The 15,033-nt window shown below is 56.1% G+C and carries 14 protein-coding genes and 1 pseudogene; 8 read left to right on the top strand and 7 right to left on the bottom strand.

From position 1 onward, the window contains the following. Window positions 1-102 (top strand): annotated as a pseudogene (locus tag VZP09_RS02270) (Rpn family recombination-promoting nuclease/putative transposase); the annotation flags it as partial. A gap of 35 nt (window positions 103-137) precedes the next feature. On the opposite strand, the gene mscK reads toward VZP09_RS02270, so the two are convergent. Then, entirely contained in the window at window positions 138-3,485 is a 3,348-nt protein-coding gene (gene mscK, locus VZP09_RS02265; RefSeq protein WP_004177234.1) for a mechanosensitive channel MscK, read from the bottom strand. A gap of 129 nt (window positions 3,486-3,614) precedes the next feature. Further along, window positions 3,615-4,265: a multidrug efflux transporter transcriptional repressor AcrR gene (acrR, locus tag VZP09_RS02260; protein WP_002892080.1), complete on the bottom strand. Its 651-nt coding sequence runs from the start codon at window positions 4,263-4,265 to the stop codon at window positions 3,615-3,617. Window positions 4,266-4,407: 142 nt separating this feature from the next. Here acrR and acrA point away from each other — a divergent pair, with 142 nt between their 5' ends. The 5 genes from acrA (at window position 4,408) to maa (ending at window position 10,600) form a co-directional block, all read left to right on the top strand. Beyond that, the gene (gene acrA, locus VZP09_RS02255) at window positions 4,408-5,601 is read left to right on the top strand and encodes a multidrug efflux RND transporter periplasmic adaptor subunit AcrA (RefSeq protein ID WP_004177236.1); all 1,194 of its coding nucleotides are present in this window, start codon (window positions 4,408-4,410) and stop codon (window positions 5,599-5,601) included. Window positions 5,602-5,623: 22 nt separating this feature from the next. Continuing rightward, window positions 5,624-8,770, top strand: coding sequence for a multidrug efflux RND transporter permease subunit AcrB (gene acrB / locus VZP09_RS02250; RefSeq protein WP_328794870.1), 3,147 nt, complete (start codon window positions 5,624-5,626; stop codon window positions 8,768-8,770). Between the two features lie 485 nt (window positions 8,771-9,255). Continuing rightward, a complete protein-coding gene (gene tomB / locus VZP09_RS02245; RefSeq protein WP_002892066.1) occupies window positions 9,256-9,630 on the top strand; it encodes an Hha toxicity modulator TomB in 375 nt (124 codons plus the stop codon). A gap of 26 nt (window positions 9,631-9,656) precedes the next feature. Beyond that, on the top strand, window positions 9,657-9,875 hold the full coding sequence (locus VZP09_RS02240) for an HHA domain-containing protein (protein WP_002892050.1): 219 nt from the start codon (window positions 9,657-9,659) through the stop codon (window positions 9,873-9,875). Between the two features lie 158 nt (window positions 9,876-10,033). After that, window positions 10,034-10,600 carry a maltose O-acetyltransferase gene (gene maa / locus VZP09_RS02235; protein ID WP_002892030.1) on the top strand — a complete coding sequence of 189 codons (567 nt, stop codon included), beginning with the start codon at window positions 10,034-10,036 and terminating at the stop codon, window positions 10,598-10,600. On the opposite strand, the gene VZP09_RS02230 is transcribed toward maa, so the two are convergent. Then, the gene (locus tag VZP09_RS02230; RefSeq protein ID WP_004147370.1) at window positions 10,572-10,712 is read right to left on the bottom strand and encodes a hypothetical protein; all 141 of its coding nucleotides are present in this window, start codon (window positions 10,710-10,712) and stop codon (window positions 10,572-10,574) included. The two genes, maa and VZP09_RS02230, sit on opposite strands and share 29 nt — an antisense overlap. A 20-nt stretch (window positions 10,713-10,732) precedes the next feature. Here VZP09_RS02230 and VZP09_RS02225 point away from each other — a divergent pair, with 20 nt between their 5' ends. Continuing rightward, on the top strand, window positions 10,733-11,203 hold the full coding sequence (locus tag VZP09_RS02225; protein WP_002892026.1) for a YlaC family protein: 471 nt from the start codon (window positions 10,733-10,735) through the stop codon (window positions 11,201-11,203). Here VZP09_RS02225 and pdxR read toward each other — a convergent pair. Next, entirely contained in the window at window positions 11,178-12,629 is a 1,452-nt protein-coding gene (gene pdxR / locus VZP09_RS02220) for a MocR-like pyridoxine biosynthesis transcription factor PdxR (protein ID WP_328794869.1), read from the bottom strand. The genes VZP09_RS02225 and pdxR overlap by 26 nt on opposite strands. 100 nt (window positions 12,630-12,729) lie before the next feature. Here pdxR and VZP09_RS02215 point away from each other — a divergent pair, with 100 nt between their 5' ends. Further along, window positions 12,730-13,428, top strand: a complete 699-nt coding sequence (locus VZP09_RS02215) for a GNAT family N-acetyltransferase (protein WP_087847763.1) — start codon at window positions 12,730-12,732, stop codon at window positions 13,426-13,428. Here VZP09_RS02215 and ykgO read toward each other — a convergent pair. The 3 genes from ykgO to VZP09_RS02200 form a co-directional block, all read right to left on the bottom strand. Beyond that, on the bottom strand, window positions 13,425-13,565 hold the full coding sequence (gene ykgO, locus VZP09_RS02210) for a type B 50S ribosomal protein L36 (protein WP_002892018.1): 141 nt from the start codon (window positions 13,563-13,565) through the stop codon (window positions 13,425-13,427). The two genes, VZP09_RS02215 and ykgO, sit on opposite strands and share 4 nt — an antisense overlap. After that, window positions 13,565-13,828 (bottom strand): type B 50S ribosomal protein L31, encoded by a 264-nt coding sequence (locus tag VZP09_RS02205; protein ID WP_002892011.1) that lies wholly within the window; start codon window positions 13,826-13,828, stop codon window positions 13,565-13,567. Before VZP09_RS02205 ends, ykgO begins: the two co-directional genes overlap by 1 nt. 115 nt (window positions 13,829-13,943) lie before the next feature. Further along, window positions 13,944-15,014 carry a LacI family DNA-binding transcriptional regulator gene (locus VZP09_RS02200; protein ID WP_032447380.1) on the bottom strand — a complete coding sequence of 357 codons (1,071 nt, stop codon included), beginning with the start codon at window positions 15,012-15,014 and terminating at the stop codon, window positions 13,944-13,946. Window positions 15,015-15,033: the final 19 nt, after the last annotated feature.

Raw genomic sequence — 15,033 nt, 5'->3', positions numbered from 1 at the left:
CGCAGCATCGCCGCCAGAATGCTGGCGCGCGGCCTCGAACGTCAAACCGTGCAGGAGCTCACCGGGCTGAGCGATGAAGAACTCGCCGCGCTGGCGCCCTGATACAGCAGGGGCGGCTTTGCGCCGCCCCTCTTCGCTCAGGACGCGGTGGTGGGCGCCAGATCGTCGCCTTTCCCGTCCCGTTTCACTTCGGTGACTTCATCGCCTTTTTCATTGCGCAGATGAACTTCCAGCTGGTTAAAGGCAATGTTGATGTCATTCTCCCGGCACAGGCGGTCGATGGCGCGGTTGAGCTCATCCACCGTGTAGCTGCGATCGCGCAGTTCTCGAACATACAGACGCAGTTCATGATCCAGGGTACTGGCCCCGAAGGTGGTGAAGAAAACCGCTGGCGCCGGCTCCTGCATCACTTTCGGATGATCGTGCGCGGCCTTCAGCAGCACCTCTTTCACCTTATCCAGGTCTGAGCCATAGGCGACGCCGAGGCGGATCACCACCCGGGTCACGGTGTCGGAGAGCGACCAGTTGATCAAGCGCTCGGTAACGAACGCCTTGTTCGGGATAATCACCTCTTTGCGATCGAAGTCGGTGATGGTGGTGGCGCGAATACGGATTTTGCTTACCGTCCCCGAGAAGGTTCCGATAGTGACCGTATCCCCAATGCGCACCGGACGTTCGAACAGAATGATAAGGCCGGAGACAAAGTTACCGAAGATCTCCTGCAGACCAAAACCTAAACCAACCGACAGCGCGGCCGCCAGCCATTGCAGTTTATCCCAGGAGACGCCCAGCGCCCCGAATACCGTCATCGCCCCGATAGCGATAATCGCATAGTTGAGAATGGTGGTGATGGCGTAGGAGGTCCCCTGACGCATGTTGAGCCGCGACAGCACCAGCACCTCCAGCAAACCCGGCAGGTTGCGGATCAGCGCCCAGGCGACCATTGACGCCACAATGGCGAACAACAAACTGCCCATCGTCACGCTGCGCACCACGCTGGCCCCCGCCTCGGTGCCGTTGTAGTGCCAGAGGGTAATGCTGTCGAGGTAGGCGAAAACGGTGATCAAATCAGACCAAATCGCCCAGAACATCACTGCGAACAGCGCGACCATCACCAACATGGTGATGCGCAGCGTCTGCTGGTTGACCTGCTCGAGAGCGATAGTTGGCTCTTCCTGCGGCTCGGCGCCTTCCGCCCCTTCCTTCACCAGATGTTGACGGCGCGCCAGCGCGCGGCGCCAGGCGATACGCCGCGCCGCCACGCTCAGGCCGCGCAGCACGGTCTGGTACAGCAGGTTCCAGATCATCACCAGATACACGGTCTCGATCCAGCGTCCCGCCAGACGCAGCGTCGTGTAGAAGTAGCCGGTTGCCGTCAGCACCATCAGGGCCACCGGAACGATAGACAACACCGTGATCGTCAGCAGGCGCAGGCTGTGCGACTCTTTATCGCGCCAGCTTTCCCGGCACATCGGCCAAACCAGCACCGCGATCAGCAGTAAGTTGAAGAAAATCACCAACTGCCCCAGCACGTCGTCCATCAGGTTCAGCGGCGACAGTTCGGAAATCACCGACCAGAAATTCAGCGGCAGCAGCGCCAGGCTGACGCGAACAATCTGCCGCCGCCAGTGGCTGGTCAACTGCGCCGGCATATTAAAGTGGTTGACCGCGACGCCGTTCTTTTCCAGCACTTTCCAGCACAGGCCAAACACCAGCCAGAACATAGCCAGCTTTTTACTGTACGCCCACAGCAGTCCGCTAATATTTAACTGCATGGTGAGTAAGATCAGACCGATAGCCAGAATCAACAGCACCACCGGTAAGGCGCGGATCAGATCGATCAGGATCGCCTTCGGCGTATGCAGTTGGGTATCGTTGCGCAGCTGTCCCACCTGGGAAGCAAGCTTTGCCTGATAATCCTTGAGCCACTGCAGACGCCAGCGGATGAGGCCGGCAATCAACAGCAGCGGTAAACCGGCCAGGAAAGCGACAAACACCGCAGGCCACGCTTTTTCCCAGTTCACGGTGATTTTCATCGCCTTAAACTGACCTTTCAGCGCCTCCGGGAAGGCCTTAATCCACTCCCAGTCCATCGGTTTATTGCTGTTCACCCAGAAAATTTGCTGGGTCAGAATTTCCTTCAGACTGCTCGAGACGCTCATCAGCTGCTGCTGGTTGATCTGCAGGTTGATGGCCATCATCAGCTGGTTGCCCAACTGTTTGTTGAACTGATCAAGCAGTTCGCGACGCATGTCGATCACTTCCAGTAGCGCGGCGTGGACTTCATCGTTCACTTCGCTGCTGTGCCCCTCCTCCAGTTTGGCGACAAAGGCATCGCTCTGGAACAGCGCGTCGCGCTGCTGGTTCACCTCAAACTGTTCAAGCCGCAGGTCGGCGATGCGGTTGGTCATATCCTGCAGCTCATCCGCCGACGGTAATGTCTGTTGCTGTTGGTAAAGAATACGCGACAGCAGCAGGCTCCCCCGCAGAACTGAAATTTGCTCTTTAATATCCCGTTCAGACTGCAGCGCGCGGTCGAGCCAGTTTTTGACCTGGATATTGCGCTGCACCAGCTGGTTACCGTTCTCTGTTGCCTGGATCAGCTTCTCGCTGAGCTGATGGTTAATATCCAGCTCCTGCTTGACCAGCGGGTTGGCCTGAATACGCGCCGTTTCGTCGGGGGTAACCGCCTCCTGGGCGGTTTTCTCGGTCAGGGTCAGCCGTTTGCTGTTCACGGCCTCCTGCAGCAGCTGTAGCTGATGCTCCAGCCGGTTGCTCCAGGCGGTGACGTAGTCACGCTGCTTCTGCAGGGTATCCTGCAGGATAGTGTTGCCTTCGAGGCTCTTGCGCTGTTGCTCGATCTGCGCGTTGAGCAATGCCTGTTGAGCCTGCAACAGCACCTGCTGGGTCGGGCGTAGGGTCTCGTCGCCCACCGAGGTGCCATTCAGACGATTGCGGATCTGCTGCAGCTGCTGGGAGGCGTTGAACATCGCATTTTGCACGCGTTCCGGCTGCGTTTGCAGGGAAACCAGTTGGCTGTTATAGGTCGCCAGATCGTTTTGCGCATTCTGCAGATCGTCCAGCGTCTGGGTGACGCGCGACTCCAGCTGACGCAGGGAGAGCGTACTTAGCGTTTTGCGCGTCGCGTCGTCGTTCGGGACATCGCTCAGGTTATTGAGGCTCTCCACCGCCTGGCGCAGCTTCGCCGGCGCCTGCTCGACCTGCTGTCGCAGCTGTGCCGTCTCGCTTTTGATACGCTCGATTTTATCCAGCGTTTCCAGCGTCTGAGTCAGATCCTGCTGGACCAGTTTGTCCTGCGGAGTCAGTTCTTTTTGCTTGTTTAACGTATTGAGCTGGCTCTGCACCTCTGCCCGATCGGGGAGATCCGCGGCGCGGCCCTGGACTGGGCTGAAAAGGCCAATAAAACAGAGCAGCGTGATAATAAAGATGAACGTGGCGCGTTGCCTGGAGATCGTGTGCAGCATAGTTAATATGAATGAATGCAAATGCCGGAGAATACCGGGGGTCGTCGCAAGCGCGCAGAATAGCACTTCTCAGCGCTGGCGAATAGCGGCGGACGGCGCTAAAAATTCACGCCCATCCGCGCGCTACCTTTAAGCTGACAAGCTCTCCGGGCCGCGTAGCGTCGGGCAGAATTGATACATCTCCAGCAGAATAGCGACGTAGTCCCGCGCTTCCGCATGCAGGTCGAACGAATCGGGGGCAAACAGCCAGTTTTCCATCAGCCCGGAAAGGTAGCTGCGCATTAACACGGCCGCCCGCCGGGTGAGTAAATTGGCGGGCAGCAGCTTCGCCGCGATGCACTCTTTCAAGGTCTGCTCGATACGCTCATAACTCGCCAGGGAGAGCTGCCGCTGGGCCTGCTGCACCACGGTCATTTCACCGACGAACTCACACTTATGATAGATAATCTCCATCATTAATCGTCGACGTTCTTCTGTCACTGTCGCTTCAAGAACATAGACTAGAATCTCCCTGATAACTGAGAGTGGATCGTTGGGGAATTTTGCCCGATACTCAATTTCGAGATCGCTAATACTGGCGTCTGACAGCTCCCAAATTTCGTTGAATAAATCTGATTTATTCTTGAAATGCCAGTAGATAGCCCCCCTCGTTACACCCGCAGCTTTTGCAATTGTTGCCAACGAGGTAGATGATACGCCTTGCTGCGAAAACAGACGCAGAGCAACATCCAGAATCAGTTGCCGGGTTTCACGTGCCTGTTGTTTGGTTTTTCGTGCCATAGGTTAATGACTTTACAGAGGTTACGTTTACATACATTTGTGAATGTATGTACCATAGCATGACCATAATAGAAAGACTGTAGTGGGTTTGTGGTTGTTTGAGCCACTGAACATTTTGAAATTGGACACTCGAGGTTTACATATGAACAAAAACAGAGGGTTAACGCCTCTGGCGGTCGTTCTGATGCTCTCAGGCAGCTTAGCGCTAACAGGATGTGACGATAAACCGGCTCAACAGGGAGCCCAGCACATGCCGGAAGTCGGTATTGTGACGCTCAAATCCGCACCTCTACAAATAACCACCGAACTGCCAGGCCGCACCAGCGCCTATCGCATTGCGGAAGTCCGTCCTCAGGTCAGTGGCATTATTTTAAAACGTAACTTCGTGGAAGGTAGCGATATCCAGGCCGGCGTCTCCCTGTATCAGATCGATCCAGCCACCTATCAGGCCAGCTATGACAGCGCCAAAGGCGACCTGGCAAAAGCCCAGGCGGCGGCAAACATGGATCAACTGACGGTCAAGCGTTATCAGAAACTGTTGGGCACCAAATATATTAGTCAACAAGACTACGATACCGCCGTTGCGACGGCGCAGCAGAGCAATGCGGCCGTGGTCGCGGCGAAAGCGGCCGTTGAAACCGCGCGCATCAATCTGGCCTACACCAAAGTCACCTCGCCGATCAGCGGCCGGATCGGTAAATCCGCCGTGACCGAAGGGGCGCTGGTACAGAATGGTCAAACGACCGCCCTGGCAACCGTTCAGCAGCTGGATCCGATCTATGTTGACGTCACCCAGTCGAGCAATGATTTCCTGCGCCTGAAGCAGGAGCTAGCCGACGGCCGCCTGAAACAGGAAAACGGCAAAGCGAAAGTGGAGCTGGTGACTAATGACGGTCTTAAGTATCCGCAGTCCGGCACGCTGGAATTCTCGGATGTCACCGTCGATCAGACCACCGGCTCAATCACGCTACGCGCTATTTTCCCGAACCCGGATCACACCCTGCTACCGGGGATGTTCGTCCGTGCCCGTCTGGAAGAAGGGATTAACCCTGACGCCCTGCTGGTACCGCAACAGGGTGTTACCCGTACGCCGCGCGGCGACGCCAGCGTCATGGTAGTGGGGGAAGGCGATAAAGTCGAAGTCCGCCAGGTCACTGCTTCTCAGGCGATCGGCGATAAATGGCTGGTCACTGACGGTCTGAAATCCGGCGATCGCGTTATCGTCACCGGCCTGCAAAAAATCAAACCAGGTGTGCAGGTAAAAGCGCAGGAAGTAGCTTCTGATGATAAACAGCAAGCCGCAGGCAACGCGCCATCAGAACAAACCAAGTCTTAACTTAAACAGGAGCCGTTAAGACATGCCTAATTTCTTTATCGATCGCCCCATATTTGCATGGGTGATCGCCATTATCATCATGCTGGCTGGGGGATTATCGATCCTCAAATTGCCGGTGGCGCAATATCCGACGATTGCGCCGCCAGCAATTTCCATTACCGCCATGTACCCCGGTGCTGACGCCGAAACGGTGCAGAACACCGTAACTCAGGTTATCGAACAGAATATGAACGGTATCGATCACCTGATGTACATGTCCTCAAATGGCGACTCCACCGGTACGGCAACCATTACGCTGACCTTCGAATCCGGTACCGATCCGGATATCGCCCAGGTTCAGGTTCAGAACAAGCTGGCGCTGGCGACGCCTCTGCTGCCGCAAGAAGTACAGCAGCAAGGGATTAGCGTTGAGAAAGCGTCCAGCAGCTTCCTGATGGTTGTCGGCGTCATTAACACCAACGGCACCATGAACCAGGACGATATTTCGGACTACGTGGCGGCCAACATGAAGGATCCGATTAGCCGTACCAGCGGCGTCGGCGACGTTCAGCTATTCGGTTCCCAGTATGCGATGCGTATCTGGATGGATCCAAACAAACTGAACAACTTCCAGCTTACGCCGGTGGATGTGATCAGCGCCCTGAAAGCGCAGAACGCCCAGGTGGCCGCGGGCCAGTTAGGCGGTACGCCGCCGGTGAAAGGCCAGCAGCTTAACGCCTCGATCATCGCGCAGACGCGTCTGACCAATACGGAAGAGTTTGGCAACATCCTGCTGAAGGTGAACCAGGACGGTTCCCAGGTTCGTCTGCGTGATGTCGCCAAAATTGAGCTGGGCGGCGAAAGCTATGACGTGGTGGCGAAGTTTAACGGCCAGCCGGCATCCGGTCTGGGTATTAAACTGGCTACCGGCGCGAACGCGCTGGATACCGCCAACGCTATTCGCGCTGAACTGGCGAAGATGGAGCCGTTTTTCCCGTCGGGGATGAAGATCGTTTACCCGTATGACACCACCCCGTTCGTGAAAATTTCTATTCACGAAGTGGTTAAAACGCTGGTGGAAGCGATCATCCTGGTGTTCCTGGTCATGTATCTGTTCCTGCAGAACTTCCGCGCCACCCTGATCCCCACCATCGCGGTACCGGTGGTCCTGTTAGGCACCTTCGCGGTGCTGGCGGCGTTTGGCTTCTCGATAAACACCCTGACGATGTTCGGGATGGTGCTCGCCATCGGCCTGTTGGTGGATGACGCCATCGTGGTGGTAGAGAACGTCGAGCGCGTGATGGCGGAAGAGGGTCTGCCGCCGAAAGAAGCGACGCGTAAATCGATGGGACAGATTCAGGGCGCGCTGGTAGGTATCGCTATGGTGCTGTCGGCGGTATTTATCCCGATGGCGTTCTTCGGCGGCTCAACCGGGGCCATCTATCGCCAGTTCTCCATCACTATCGTTTCCGCGATGGCGCTGTCGGTACTGGTGGCGTTAATCCTGACGCCGGCGCTGTGCGCCACGATGCTGAAACCCATTCAGAAAGGCAGCCATGGCGCGACCACCGGCTTCTTCGGCTGGTTTAACCGCATGTTTGATAAGAGCACGCACCATTACACCGACAGCGTAGGCAACATTCTGCGCAGCACCGGTCGTTATCTGGTGCTGTATCTGATCATCGTGGTGGGTATGGCATGGCTGTTCGTCCGTCTGCCGAGCTCGTTCCTGCCGGACGAGGACCAGGGTGTATTCCTGAGTATGGCGCAGCTGCCTGCCGGCGCCACCCAGGAGCGTACGCAGAAAGTGCTGGATGAGATGACGAATTACTATCTCACCAAAGAGAAGGACAACGTGGAATCCGTGTTTGCGGTTAACGGCTTCGGTTTCGCCGGCCGCGGCCAGAACACCGGTATCGCGTTCGTTTCGCTGAAAGACTGGAGCCAGCGTCCGGGTGAGGAAAACAAAGTTGAAGCGATCACCGCGAGAGCAATGGGCTACTTCTCGCAGATTAAAGATGCGATGGTCTTCGCCTTTAACCTGCCGGCTATCGTTGAACTGGGTACCGCGACCGGCTTTGACTTCGAGCTGATTGACCAGGGCGGTCTCGGCCACGAAAAACTGACCCAGGCGCGTAACCAACTGTTTGGCATGGTGGCGCAGCATCCTGACGTGCTGACCGGCGTGCGCCCTAACGGTCTGGAAGATACACCGCAGTTTAAAATCGATATCGATCAGGAGAAAGCTCAGGCGCTGGGCGTCTCCATCAGCGACATTAACACCACGCTGGGCGCAGCCTGGGGCGGAAGCTATGTCAACGACTTTATCGACCGCGGCCGCGTGAAGAAAGTGTACATCATGTCCGAAGCGAAATACCGTATGCTGCCGGAAGATATCGGCAAGTGGTATGTTCGCGGCAGCGATGGTCAGATGGTGCCGTTCTCTGCTTTCTCGACCTCGCGTTGGGAATACGGTTCGCCGCGTCTGGAACGCTACAACGGTCTGCCGTCACTGGAAATCCTCGGTCAGGCCGCGCCAGGCAAGAGTACCGGTGAGGCGATGGCGCTGATGGAAGAGCTGGCGGGTAAACTGCCTTCCGGTATCGGCTACGACTGGACCGGGATGTCTTATCAGGAGCGACTGTCCGGCAACCAGGCCCCTGCCCTGTATGCCATCTCGCTGATTGTCGTCTTCCTGTGTCTGGCGGCGCTGTATNAGAGCTGGTCGATTCCGTTCTCGGTTATGCTGGTCGTCCCCTTGGGTGTGGTCGGTGCGCTGTTAGCCGCCACCTTCCGCGGGCTAACCAACGACGTTTACTTCCAGGTGGGTCTGCTGACCACCATCGGCCTGTCGGCGAAGAACGCAATATTGATCGTTGAATTCGCCAAAGACCTGATGGAGAAAGAGGGCAAAGGGCTGATTGAGGCGACGCTTGAAGCAGTACGTATGCGTCTACGTCCAATCCTGATGACATCTCTGGCGTTCATCCTCGGGGTAATGCCGCTAGTTATCAGCTCCGGCGCCGGCTCCGGTGCGCAGAACGCCGTCGGTACAGGCGTAATGGGCGGGATGGTGACCGCGACGATCCTGGCGATCTTCTTCGTGCCGGTGTTCTTTGTGGTGGTTCGTCGCCGCTTTAGCAAAAAATCAGAAGATATAGAGCACAGCCATCAGGTTGAGCATCATTAATCTTCACTCCTGAACAAAGGGCCGCTACCGCGGCCCTTTTTTATCACTGGCTGGCAAGGCACATATTGCCATTGTTTATTTTTCGTTCTGCATTTAATATATATTGATATGGCGCAGGCTATTTTTAGCAGCTTGTTCAACAACTCGGGATCGGCAAACACTCATTTACCAGGAATAATCTTACTATCATTATCCACGGGTCGGCGGTTTCTGAACGCGACAGCTGCCTGCCTTAAACCAATGATTCATAAGATTTCTCTATTTCTCCGGCTGTGGGCCAGCGCATGCGAAATTAATTCGTCTATTTTTAAGATAATTTCTCTCTGATAATTGTAATTTTTCGTAATAGCACGATGAAATCTGTTGGAGAGTGGATTATAGTTAAATCAGCAGGATTACTCAGTTAGTGTCAGGTCAGTTAGTCGTGTTCATCCCACAACGGTGTTTGCTAGTCGTCGTTTAAACCACTCAAAAGGGGATGCGTTATGGACGAATACTCGCCAAAAAGACATGATATTGCACAGCTACGCTTTCTCTGCGAAACGCTGTATCATGACTGCCTTGCAAACCTGGAAGAGAGCAACCATGGCTGGGTCAACGACCCGACGTCGGCTGTCAATCTCCAGTTAAATGAATTGATCGAGCACATTGCCACATTCGCTCTTAATTATAAAATTAAGTATGCTGAGGATAATAAGCTGATCGCTCAGGTTGACGAATATCTGGACGACACTTTTACGTTGTTCAGTAACTACGGCATTAACTCTACGGATTTGCAAAAGTGGAAAAAATCCGGTAACCGACTATTTCGTTGCTTTGTCAACGCCAGCCGGGAAAACCCGGCCAGTCTATCGTGTTAGAATTATTACAATCAAAAGGTGGAATTATGTCTGATAAGCCATTAACTAAAACAGACTATTTGATGCGCTTACGTCGTTGCCAGACAATTGACACGCTGGAGCGCGTCATTGAAAAAAATAAATATGAACTGTCTGATAATGAGCTGGCGGTATTTTACTCAGCTGCCGACCATCGTCTGGCGGAACTGACCATGAATAAGCTATACGATAAAATCCCGACTTCTGTCTGGAAATTTATCCGCTAATTTACGCGTATTACGTGGTCTGCTGGCCGGACGGTACGGGTCAGCCGCCATAGGGTATCTTTGTGATAGACATCACATCATTCAGCCAACAGCAACCCTGTAACCGGTTTCTTTTTTATACTGCTACGGCCATCAACAGTCAGGTATAAGGAAGACCCATGAGTGAAGAAAAACGCAAAATGATCGCCGGTGAGCTCTATTTATCTGGCGACCCAACGCTTCGCGCCGATCGCCTGCGCGCCAGACAGTTGTTGCACCGTTATAATCATTCCGCCCCGGATGACCAGGAACAACGTCAGCATATTCTGGCCGAGCTGTTCGCTCGCGCCGGCGATGCGTATATCGAGCCAAGCTTTCGCTGCGACTATGGTTATAATATTTTTCTCGGCGCCGGTTTTTACGCCAATTTTGACTGCGTGATGCTCGACGTCTGCCCTATCCATATTGGCGATAACTGTATGCTGGCGCCAGGCGTCCATATTTATACCGCCACTCATCCGCTGGACGCCGATGCGCGTAATAGCGGCCAGGAATACGGCAAGCCGGTAACTATTGGCCACAATGTGTGGATTGGGGGTCGGGCAGTGATCAATCCCGGCGTGACCATTGGCGATAATGCGGTCATTGCGTCCGGCGCGGTGGTCACCAAAGACGTCCCTGCCTGTACCGTCGTCGGCGGTAACCCGGCGCAGATCATTAAGCGCCTTCCGCCGACAAATCCGTAACTGTTATGCTTTTCTGTAACTGATCTGTTACTTTCTCCGCAGAATATTGCAACATAAAATAGCCTTCAGGCTGAGCCTGCCGCGCCTGGTCCGCCGGGCGCGGCAGGCTCATTGCAGAATTCGAGGACCAAGATGACAGAAATACAACGCCTGCTGATTCACACCATTGACGAACTCAACGTCCAGGAAAAACGCGATAATCGCCCGCGTTTTAGCATCAGTTTTATCCGCAACCATCCGGGACTGTTTGTTGCCATGTATGCCGCGTTTCTGGCGACGCTGGTGGTCATGCTGCGCTCTGAAACGCTGGTAGACTCGGTCTGGTTGCTGGTGGTGCTGTTCATTCTGTTCAACGCCTTTTTCTTCTTTGACGTCTATCCACGCTATCGCTACGAGGATATCGATGTCCTCGACTTTCGCGTGTGCTACAACGGGGAATGGTACAACACCCGCTTTGTCCCCCGGCAGCTGATCGACCGTATCCTGCAGTCGCCAGACGTCGATAGCGAGCAGAAGGCGCAGCTCAAAAAGATGGTCGCCACCAAAGGCGAGCTCTCCTTCTACGATGTCTTTACCCTCACGCGCGCCGGTGCTGCGCAATAAGGCGATTTAGGGTCCGCAGCGCCGGGAGATAGCGAGAAGCAGAGGTATTGCCATACCCAAGCACCAGTCCGCTCCGCGCTCGCTGCGGGTCGAGATAGAAATGACTTAACGCGGCGGGCGCCAGCTGAAACTGGCGCGCCTGCTGCGCAAGCGTCCGGTCATTAACGCCCTCCATCGCCACCGTCAGGTGCATCCCCCCTCCCCCGCCGAGAACGTCGCACGGCACGGTTATCTCTTGCGCCAGCGCCTCGCGCAGCTGTTGCTGACGTTTACGGTACAGGCGGCGCATCGCTGCCAGATGGCGCGCATAGTGTCCCTTCTCGATAAAGCTGGCCAGCGCCCGCTGTTCAGCACGGTGTCCCCCGCGCAGCAGCGCGCCAATGGCGTCCTGAGCAGCATCCGCCAGCGCGGGCGGCATAACCATAAAACCGATACGCAACGCCGGAAACAGCGTTTTGCTGAAGGTGCCGAGATAGACCACCGGGGCATCAGGCACCATTCCCAGCATCGCCGGGATCGGTTCTCCGCTATGGCGAAACTCGCTGTCGTAGTCATCCTCCACAATCCACGCCCCGTGCCGGCGGGCATATTCCACGAGCGCCAGACGGCGCCCGGCGCTCACGATGCTCCCACAGGGATACTGGTGTGAAGGAGAGGTGAAAATGAGCCGGGGCGGCTCCGCGACGCCGTTGGCAATACACATCCCTTCATCGTCGACAGCCATTCCTCTGACCCGCAGTCCCGCCCGCTGAAAGCCACTCCTCGCCCCCAGGTACCCCGGTTCTTCCAGCCACACGCTGTCGCCCGGGTTGGTCAGTAGCGAGGCGCATAAGTTGACTCCTTCCAGCGCGCCTTCGGTGATGACGATCTGCCGGATATCGCACCGGATGCCCCGGGAGAGCGCCAGATGACGAGCGATAGCCTCTCGCAGCAAAGGATCGCCCGCGGCTTCGCCATAACCCAGCAGCGCGCTACCATCTTCGCGTAGCACGTTATCCATCAGTCGCCGCCACAGCGGCAGCGGGAAATAGTTTACCGCCGGCATGCCTGGCGTAAATGCCAGCGTCGGTGAGTCGCGGCGCATCGCGGCTGGCAGCCTTTGCAGCCGCTCAGGCAGCACGACGGGCGGCATCTGACCCGCCTCCTGGCGGCAGGAGGCGAGTGGTGCCACCTGCGTTCCCTGACGGCTCCGTGTCAGGTACCCCTCCAGCGCCAGCTGTTCCAGTGCGGCATTGACCGTATTCCGCGACAGGTGTAGCCGTTCGGCCATCACCCGCGATCCGGGTAAACGGCAGCGGGCCGTCAGGGTTCCCTGCAGGATAGCGTCACGTAAGGTGTGGTAAAGGGCGCGCTGTAAGGTTTCGACCGTGCGGTTCCGCATCCCCTGCGTCAACAGCGTAAAAAACCCCTCGTCCGGTATATTCATATTGCCTCCTCGTGGCCCCATAAAAACATACTCTAATGGCACTTTTTATGGAACCAGCGAGCGCGTACGCTGCCTGTAAATCCCCAATAAGGAAACCGCAATGTGCGAATATAATCAGTTTGGCCAGGCGCTCGGCGTCGCGCTGCCTGACTGGCAGCCGCGCCCCTGGCCGACACGACAGGTATTACAGGGCAGCCGTTGTCGACTCGAACCGCTGACTCTTGCTCATGCCAGCGATCTGTTCGCCGCTCACCAGCTGGCGCCAGACGCCCGCAGCTGGACGTGGCTGCTGCGTGAACCTGAGAGCAACCTTGCAGAATTCAGTGCCTGGGTGGAGCAGGTCGCCACGCTGGCAGACCCGATTCATTTTGCCGTCGTTGACCAGCAGCGAGGGAAAGCGGTCGGCTCGCTGGCGTTAATGCGTATCGATATCGCTCACGGTGTGGTAGAGGTGGGGCATGTGCATTTTTCACCGTTACTGAGCCGAACGGCCATGGCCACCGAAGCGCACTGGCTGTTGATGCAGTATGTCTTTGATACGCTCGGCTACCGTCGCTATGAATGGAAATGCAACAGTCTTAATATCCCATCAGCCCGGGCGGCAAGGCGGCTGGGGTTTCAGTACGAAGGACGTTTTCGCCAGGCGCTGGTGAGTAAAGGACACAACCGGGACACGGACTGGTTTTCGGTGATAGACGGCGAATGGCCGGAGCTGGATAACGCCATGCGCCAATGGCTGGCCGCCGACAATTTTACCACCGACGGCCAACAGCGCCGCTCGCTGGAGAGTTTCCGTTAACGGCGTTTTTTGCGCCCCTGCACCGCTTTGAAGCGGGGGTTGCTCTTACAGATAACGTACAGCCGCCCTTTGCGTTTAACCAGCTGGCAATCCGGGTGGCGCTGTTTAGCGCTACGTAATGAGTTGACGACCTGCATCATGCTTTCCTTTTCGCATCAATAAAGCCGCCGAAGCGCTGGCGGAATCGGGCTGCACTGCCTTCATTGGCGAAGGTTTTTTGTTTGCCCGTGTAGTACGGATGCGATTTCGAGGAGACGTCGATCGTCACATACGGAAAAGTTTCGCCATCGAGTTCAATCACGCGATCGGTGCGGATAGTTGAGCCGACTTTAAAATACTCATTCGCGCTGGTGTCGTGAAACACCACCGTACGATAGGGAGGATGGATATGGGCTTTCATGCTGACCTCTTAATTACGTTATAACATAACATTAAGGGTACGCCGTGCTGTGACAAAGATCAACCCTGCTCAATTTAAGAGTAAGGTGATAAGGCGAGTTTCCCCGCCTTTGGCGTCAGGGTGCCAGACGGTGGGCGATGGCGCGGAGCTGTTCTGCAATGGCCTGCAGATCTTTTCCCTGCTCGATTCGGGCGCCGCTGGAATGGCGTATCACCAGGCGCGCCGGCAGAATGGATGAGGTATGAGGCGCCCCGGTGGTGCTGGCGAGGATCCGCCGCACCGCCTCTTTCCCCTGCAGGTCGAGGTCGAGCGACACGGTACTCAGCGCCGGATAGAAAAAGGAGCTTTCGTAAGTATCGTCATAGCCAATAACCGACTTCTCACCCGGCACCGCCACCTGATGCTGATGGAAGGCGCTGAGCACCCCCAGCGCCATCTGATCATTACCCACCAGCACAGCGCTGAAATTAGGCGTTTCGCGCAGCATCTGCAGCGCGCCGGCGTAGCCGCTCTGCGCATCCCAGTTGCCGTGCAGGACGGTCACCGGCTTCAGACCGTAACCATCCAGGGTCTCCAGCCAGCTTTTTAACCGGAGTTTGGCCGAGACTGAGCTGTCCGGCCCCGCCAGCAGGGCGATCTCCCGATGCCCCATCTCATAGAGATATTTGACGCTGGCCCGGGTGCCGTCCGCCGGGTTAAACGAAACGTTAAACACAGAACTGTAGGGATCAACGTCGAGAAACAGGCAGACGATATCATCGTTGTCAGCAGCGATTTTCTGCGCCTGTTCGGTCTCCAGCGGCACGTTGATAATGACTTTATCCACCCGCTGAGATTTCAGCTCATTGATGGAATCCTGGATACTTTGGTTGACGCTCTCATCGATCATCGAAATCAGAACCTGGTAACCTTCCAGGTTGGCATAGCGTTTTACCGCCGCCGCCACCTGGGAAGGCGCATGCCAGGCCAGAGAAATAGTCACCAGCCCGACCGTCTGGCTCTCCTTCCCCACCAGCTGCTGCGCCAACCGGTTTGGCACATAGCGTAAGGCCTCTATCGATTTCTCCACCTTGCGACGCGTCGCTTCGGATACATTAGCTGATTTGTTGAGTACCCTGGACACGGTCTGGTAAGAGACGCCCGCATGGCGTGCGACGTCTTCCAGAGTAGCGCTTTTAGACTTCATGGTCCGGTTCCTTATGTTG

This window comes from Klebsiella sp. EMBS2024 (assembly GCF_036233805.1).
GTDB lineage: Bacteria > Pseudomonadota > Gammaproteobacteria > Enterobacterales > Enterobacteriaceae > Klebsiella > Klebsiella pneumoniae.
The sequence above is the reverse complement of the archived record's forward strand: the minus strand, read 5'-3'. Positions and strand labels throughout refer to the sequence as shown.

Excerpts from the sequence above, each read along its gene's own strand:
- mscK (WP_004177234.1), bottom strand. The coding sequence starts at position 3,485 with ATGCTGCACACGATCTCCAGGCAACGCGCCACGTTCATCTTTATTATC.
- acrR (WP_002892080.1), bottom strand. The coding sequence starts at position 4,265 with ATGGCACGAAAAACCAAACAACAGGCACGTGAAACCCGGCAACTGATT.
- acrA (WP_004177236.1), top strand. The coding sequence starts at position 4,408 with ATGAACAAAAACAGAGGGTTAACGCCTCTGGCGGTCGTTCTGATGCTC.
- tomB (WP_002892066.1), top strand. The coding sequence starts at position 9,256 with ATGGACGAATACTCGCCAAAAAGACATGATATTGCACAGCTACGCTTT.
- VZP09_RS02240 (WP_002892050.1), top strand. The coding sequence starts at position 9,657 with ATGTCTGATAAGCCATTAACTAAAACAGACTATTTGATGCGCTTACGT.
- maa (WP_002892030.1), top strand. The coding sequence starts at position 10,034 with ATGAGTGAAGAAAAACGCAAAATGATCGCCGGTGAGCTCTATTTATCT.
- VZP09_RS02230 (WP_004147370.1), bottom strand. The coding sequence starts at position 10,712 with ATGAGCCTGCCGCGCCCGGCGGACCAGGCGCGGCAGGCTCAGCCTGAA.
- VZP09_RS02225 (WP_002892026.1), top strand. The coding sequence starts at position 10,733 with ATGACAGAAATACAACGCCTGCTGATTCACACCATTGACGAACTCAAC.
- pdxR (WP_328794869.1), bottom strand. The coding sequence starts at position 12,629 with ATGAATATACCGGACGAGGGGTTTTTTACGCTGTTGACGCAGGGGATG.
- VZP09_RS02215 (WP_087847763.1), top strand. The coding sequence starts at position 12,730 with ATGTGCGAATATAATCAGTTTGGCCAGGCGCTCGGCGTCGCGCTGCCT.
- ykgO (WP_002892018.1), bottom strand. The coding sequence starts at position 13,565 with ATGCAGGTCGTCAACTCATTACGTAGCGCTAAACAGCGCCACCCGGAT.
- VZP09_RS02205 (WP_002892011.1), bottom strand. The coding sequence starts at position 13,828 with ATGAAAGCCCATATCCATCCTCCCTATCGTACGGTGGTGTTTCACGAC.
- VZP09_RS02200 (WP_032447380.1), bottom strand. The coding sequence starts at position 15,014 with ATGAAGTCTAAAAGCGCTACTCTGGAAGACGTCGCACGCCATGCGGGC.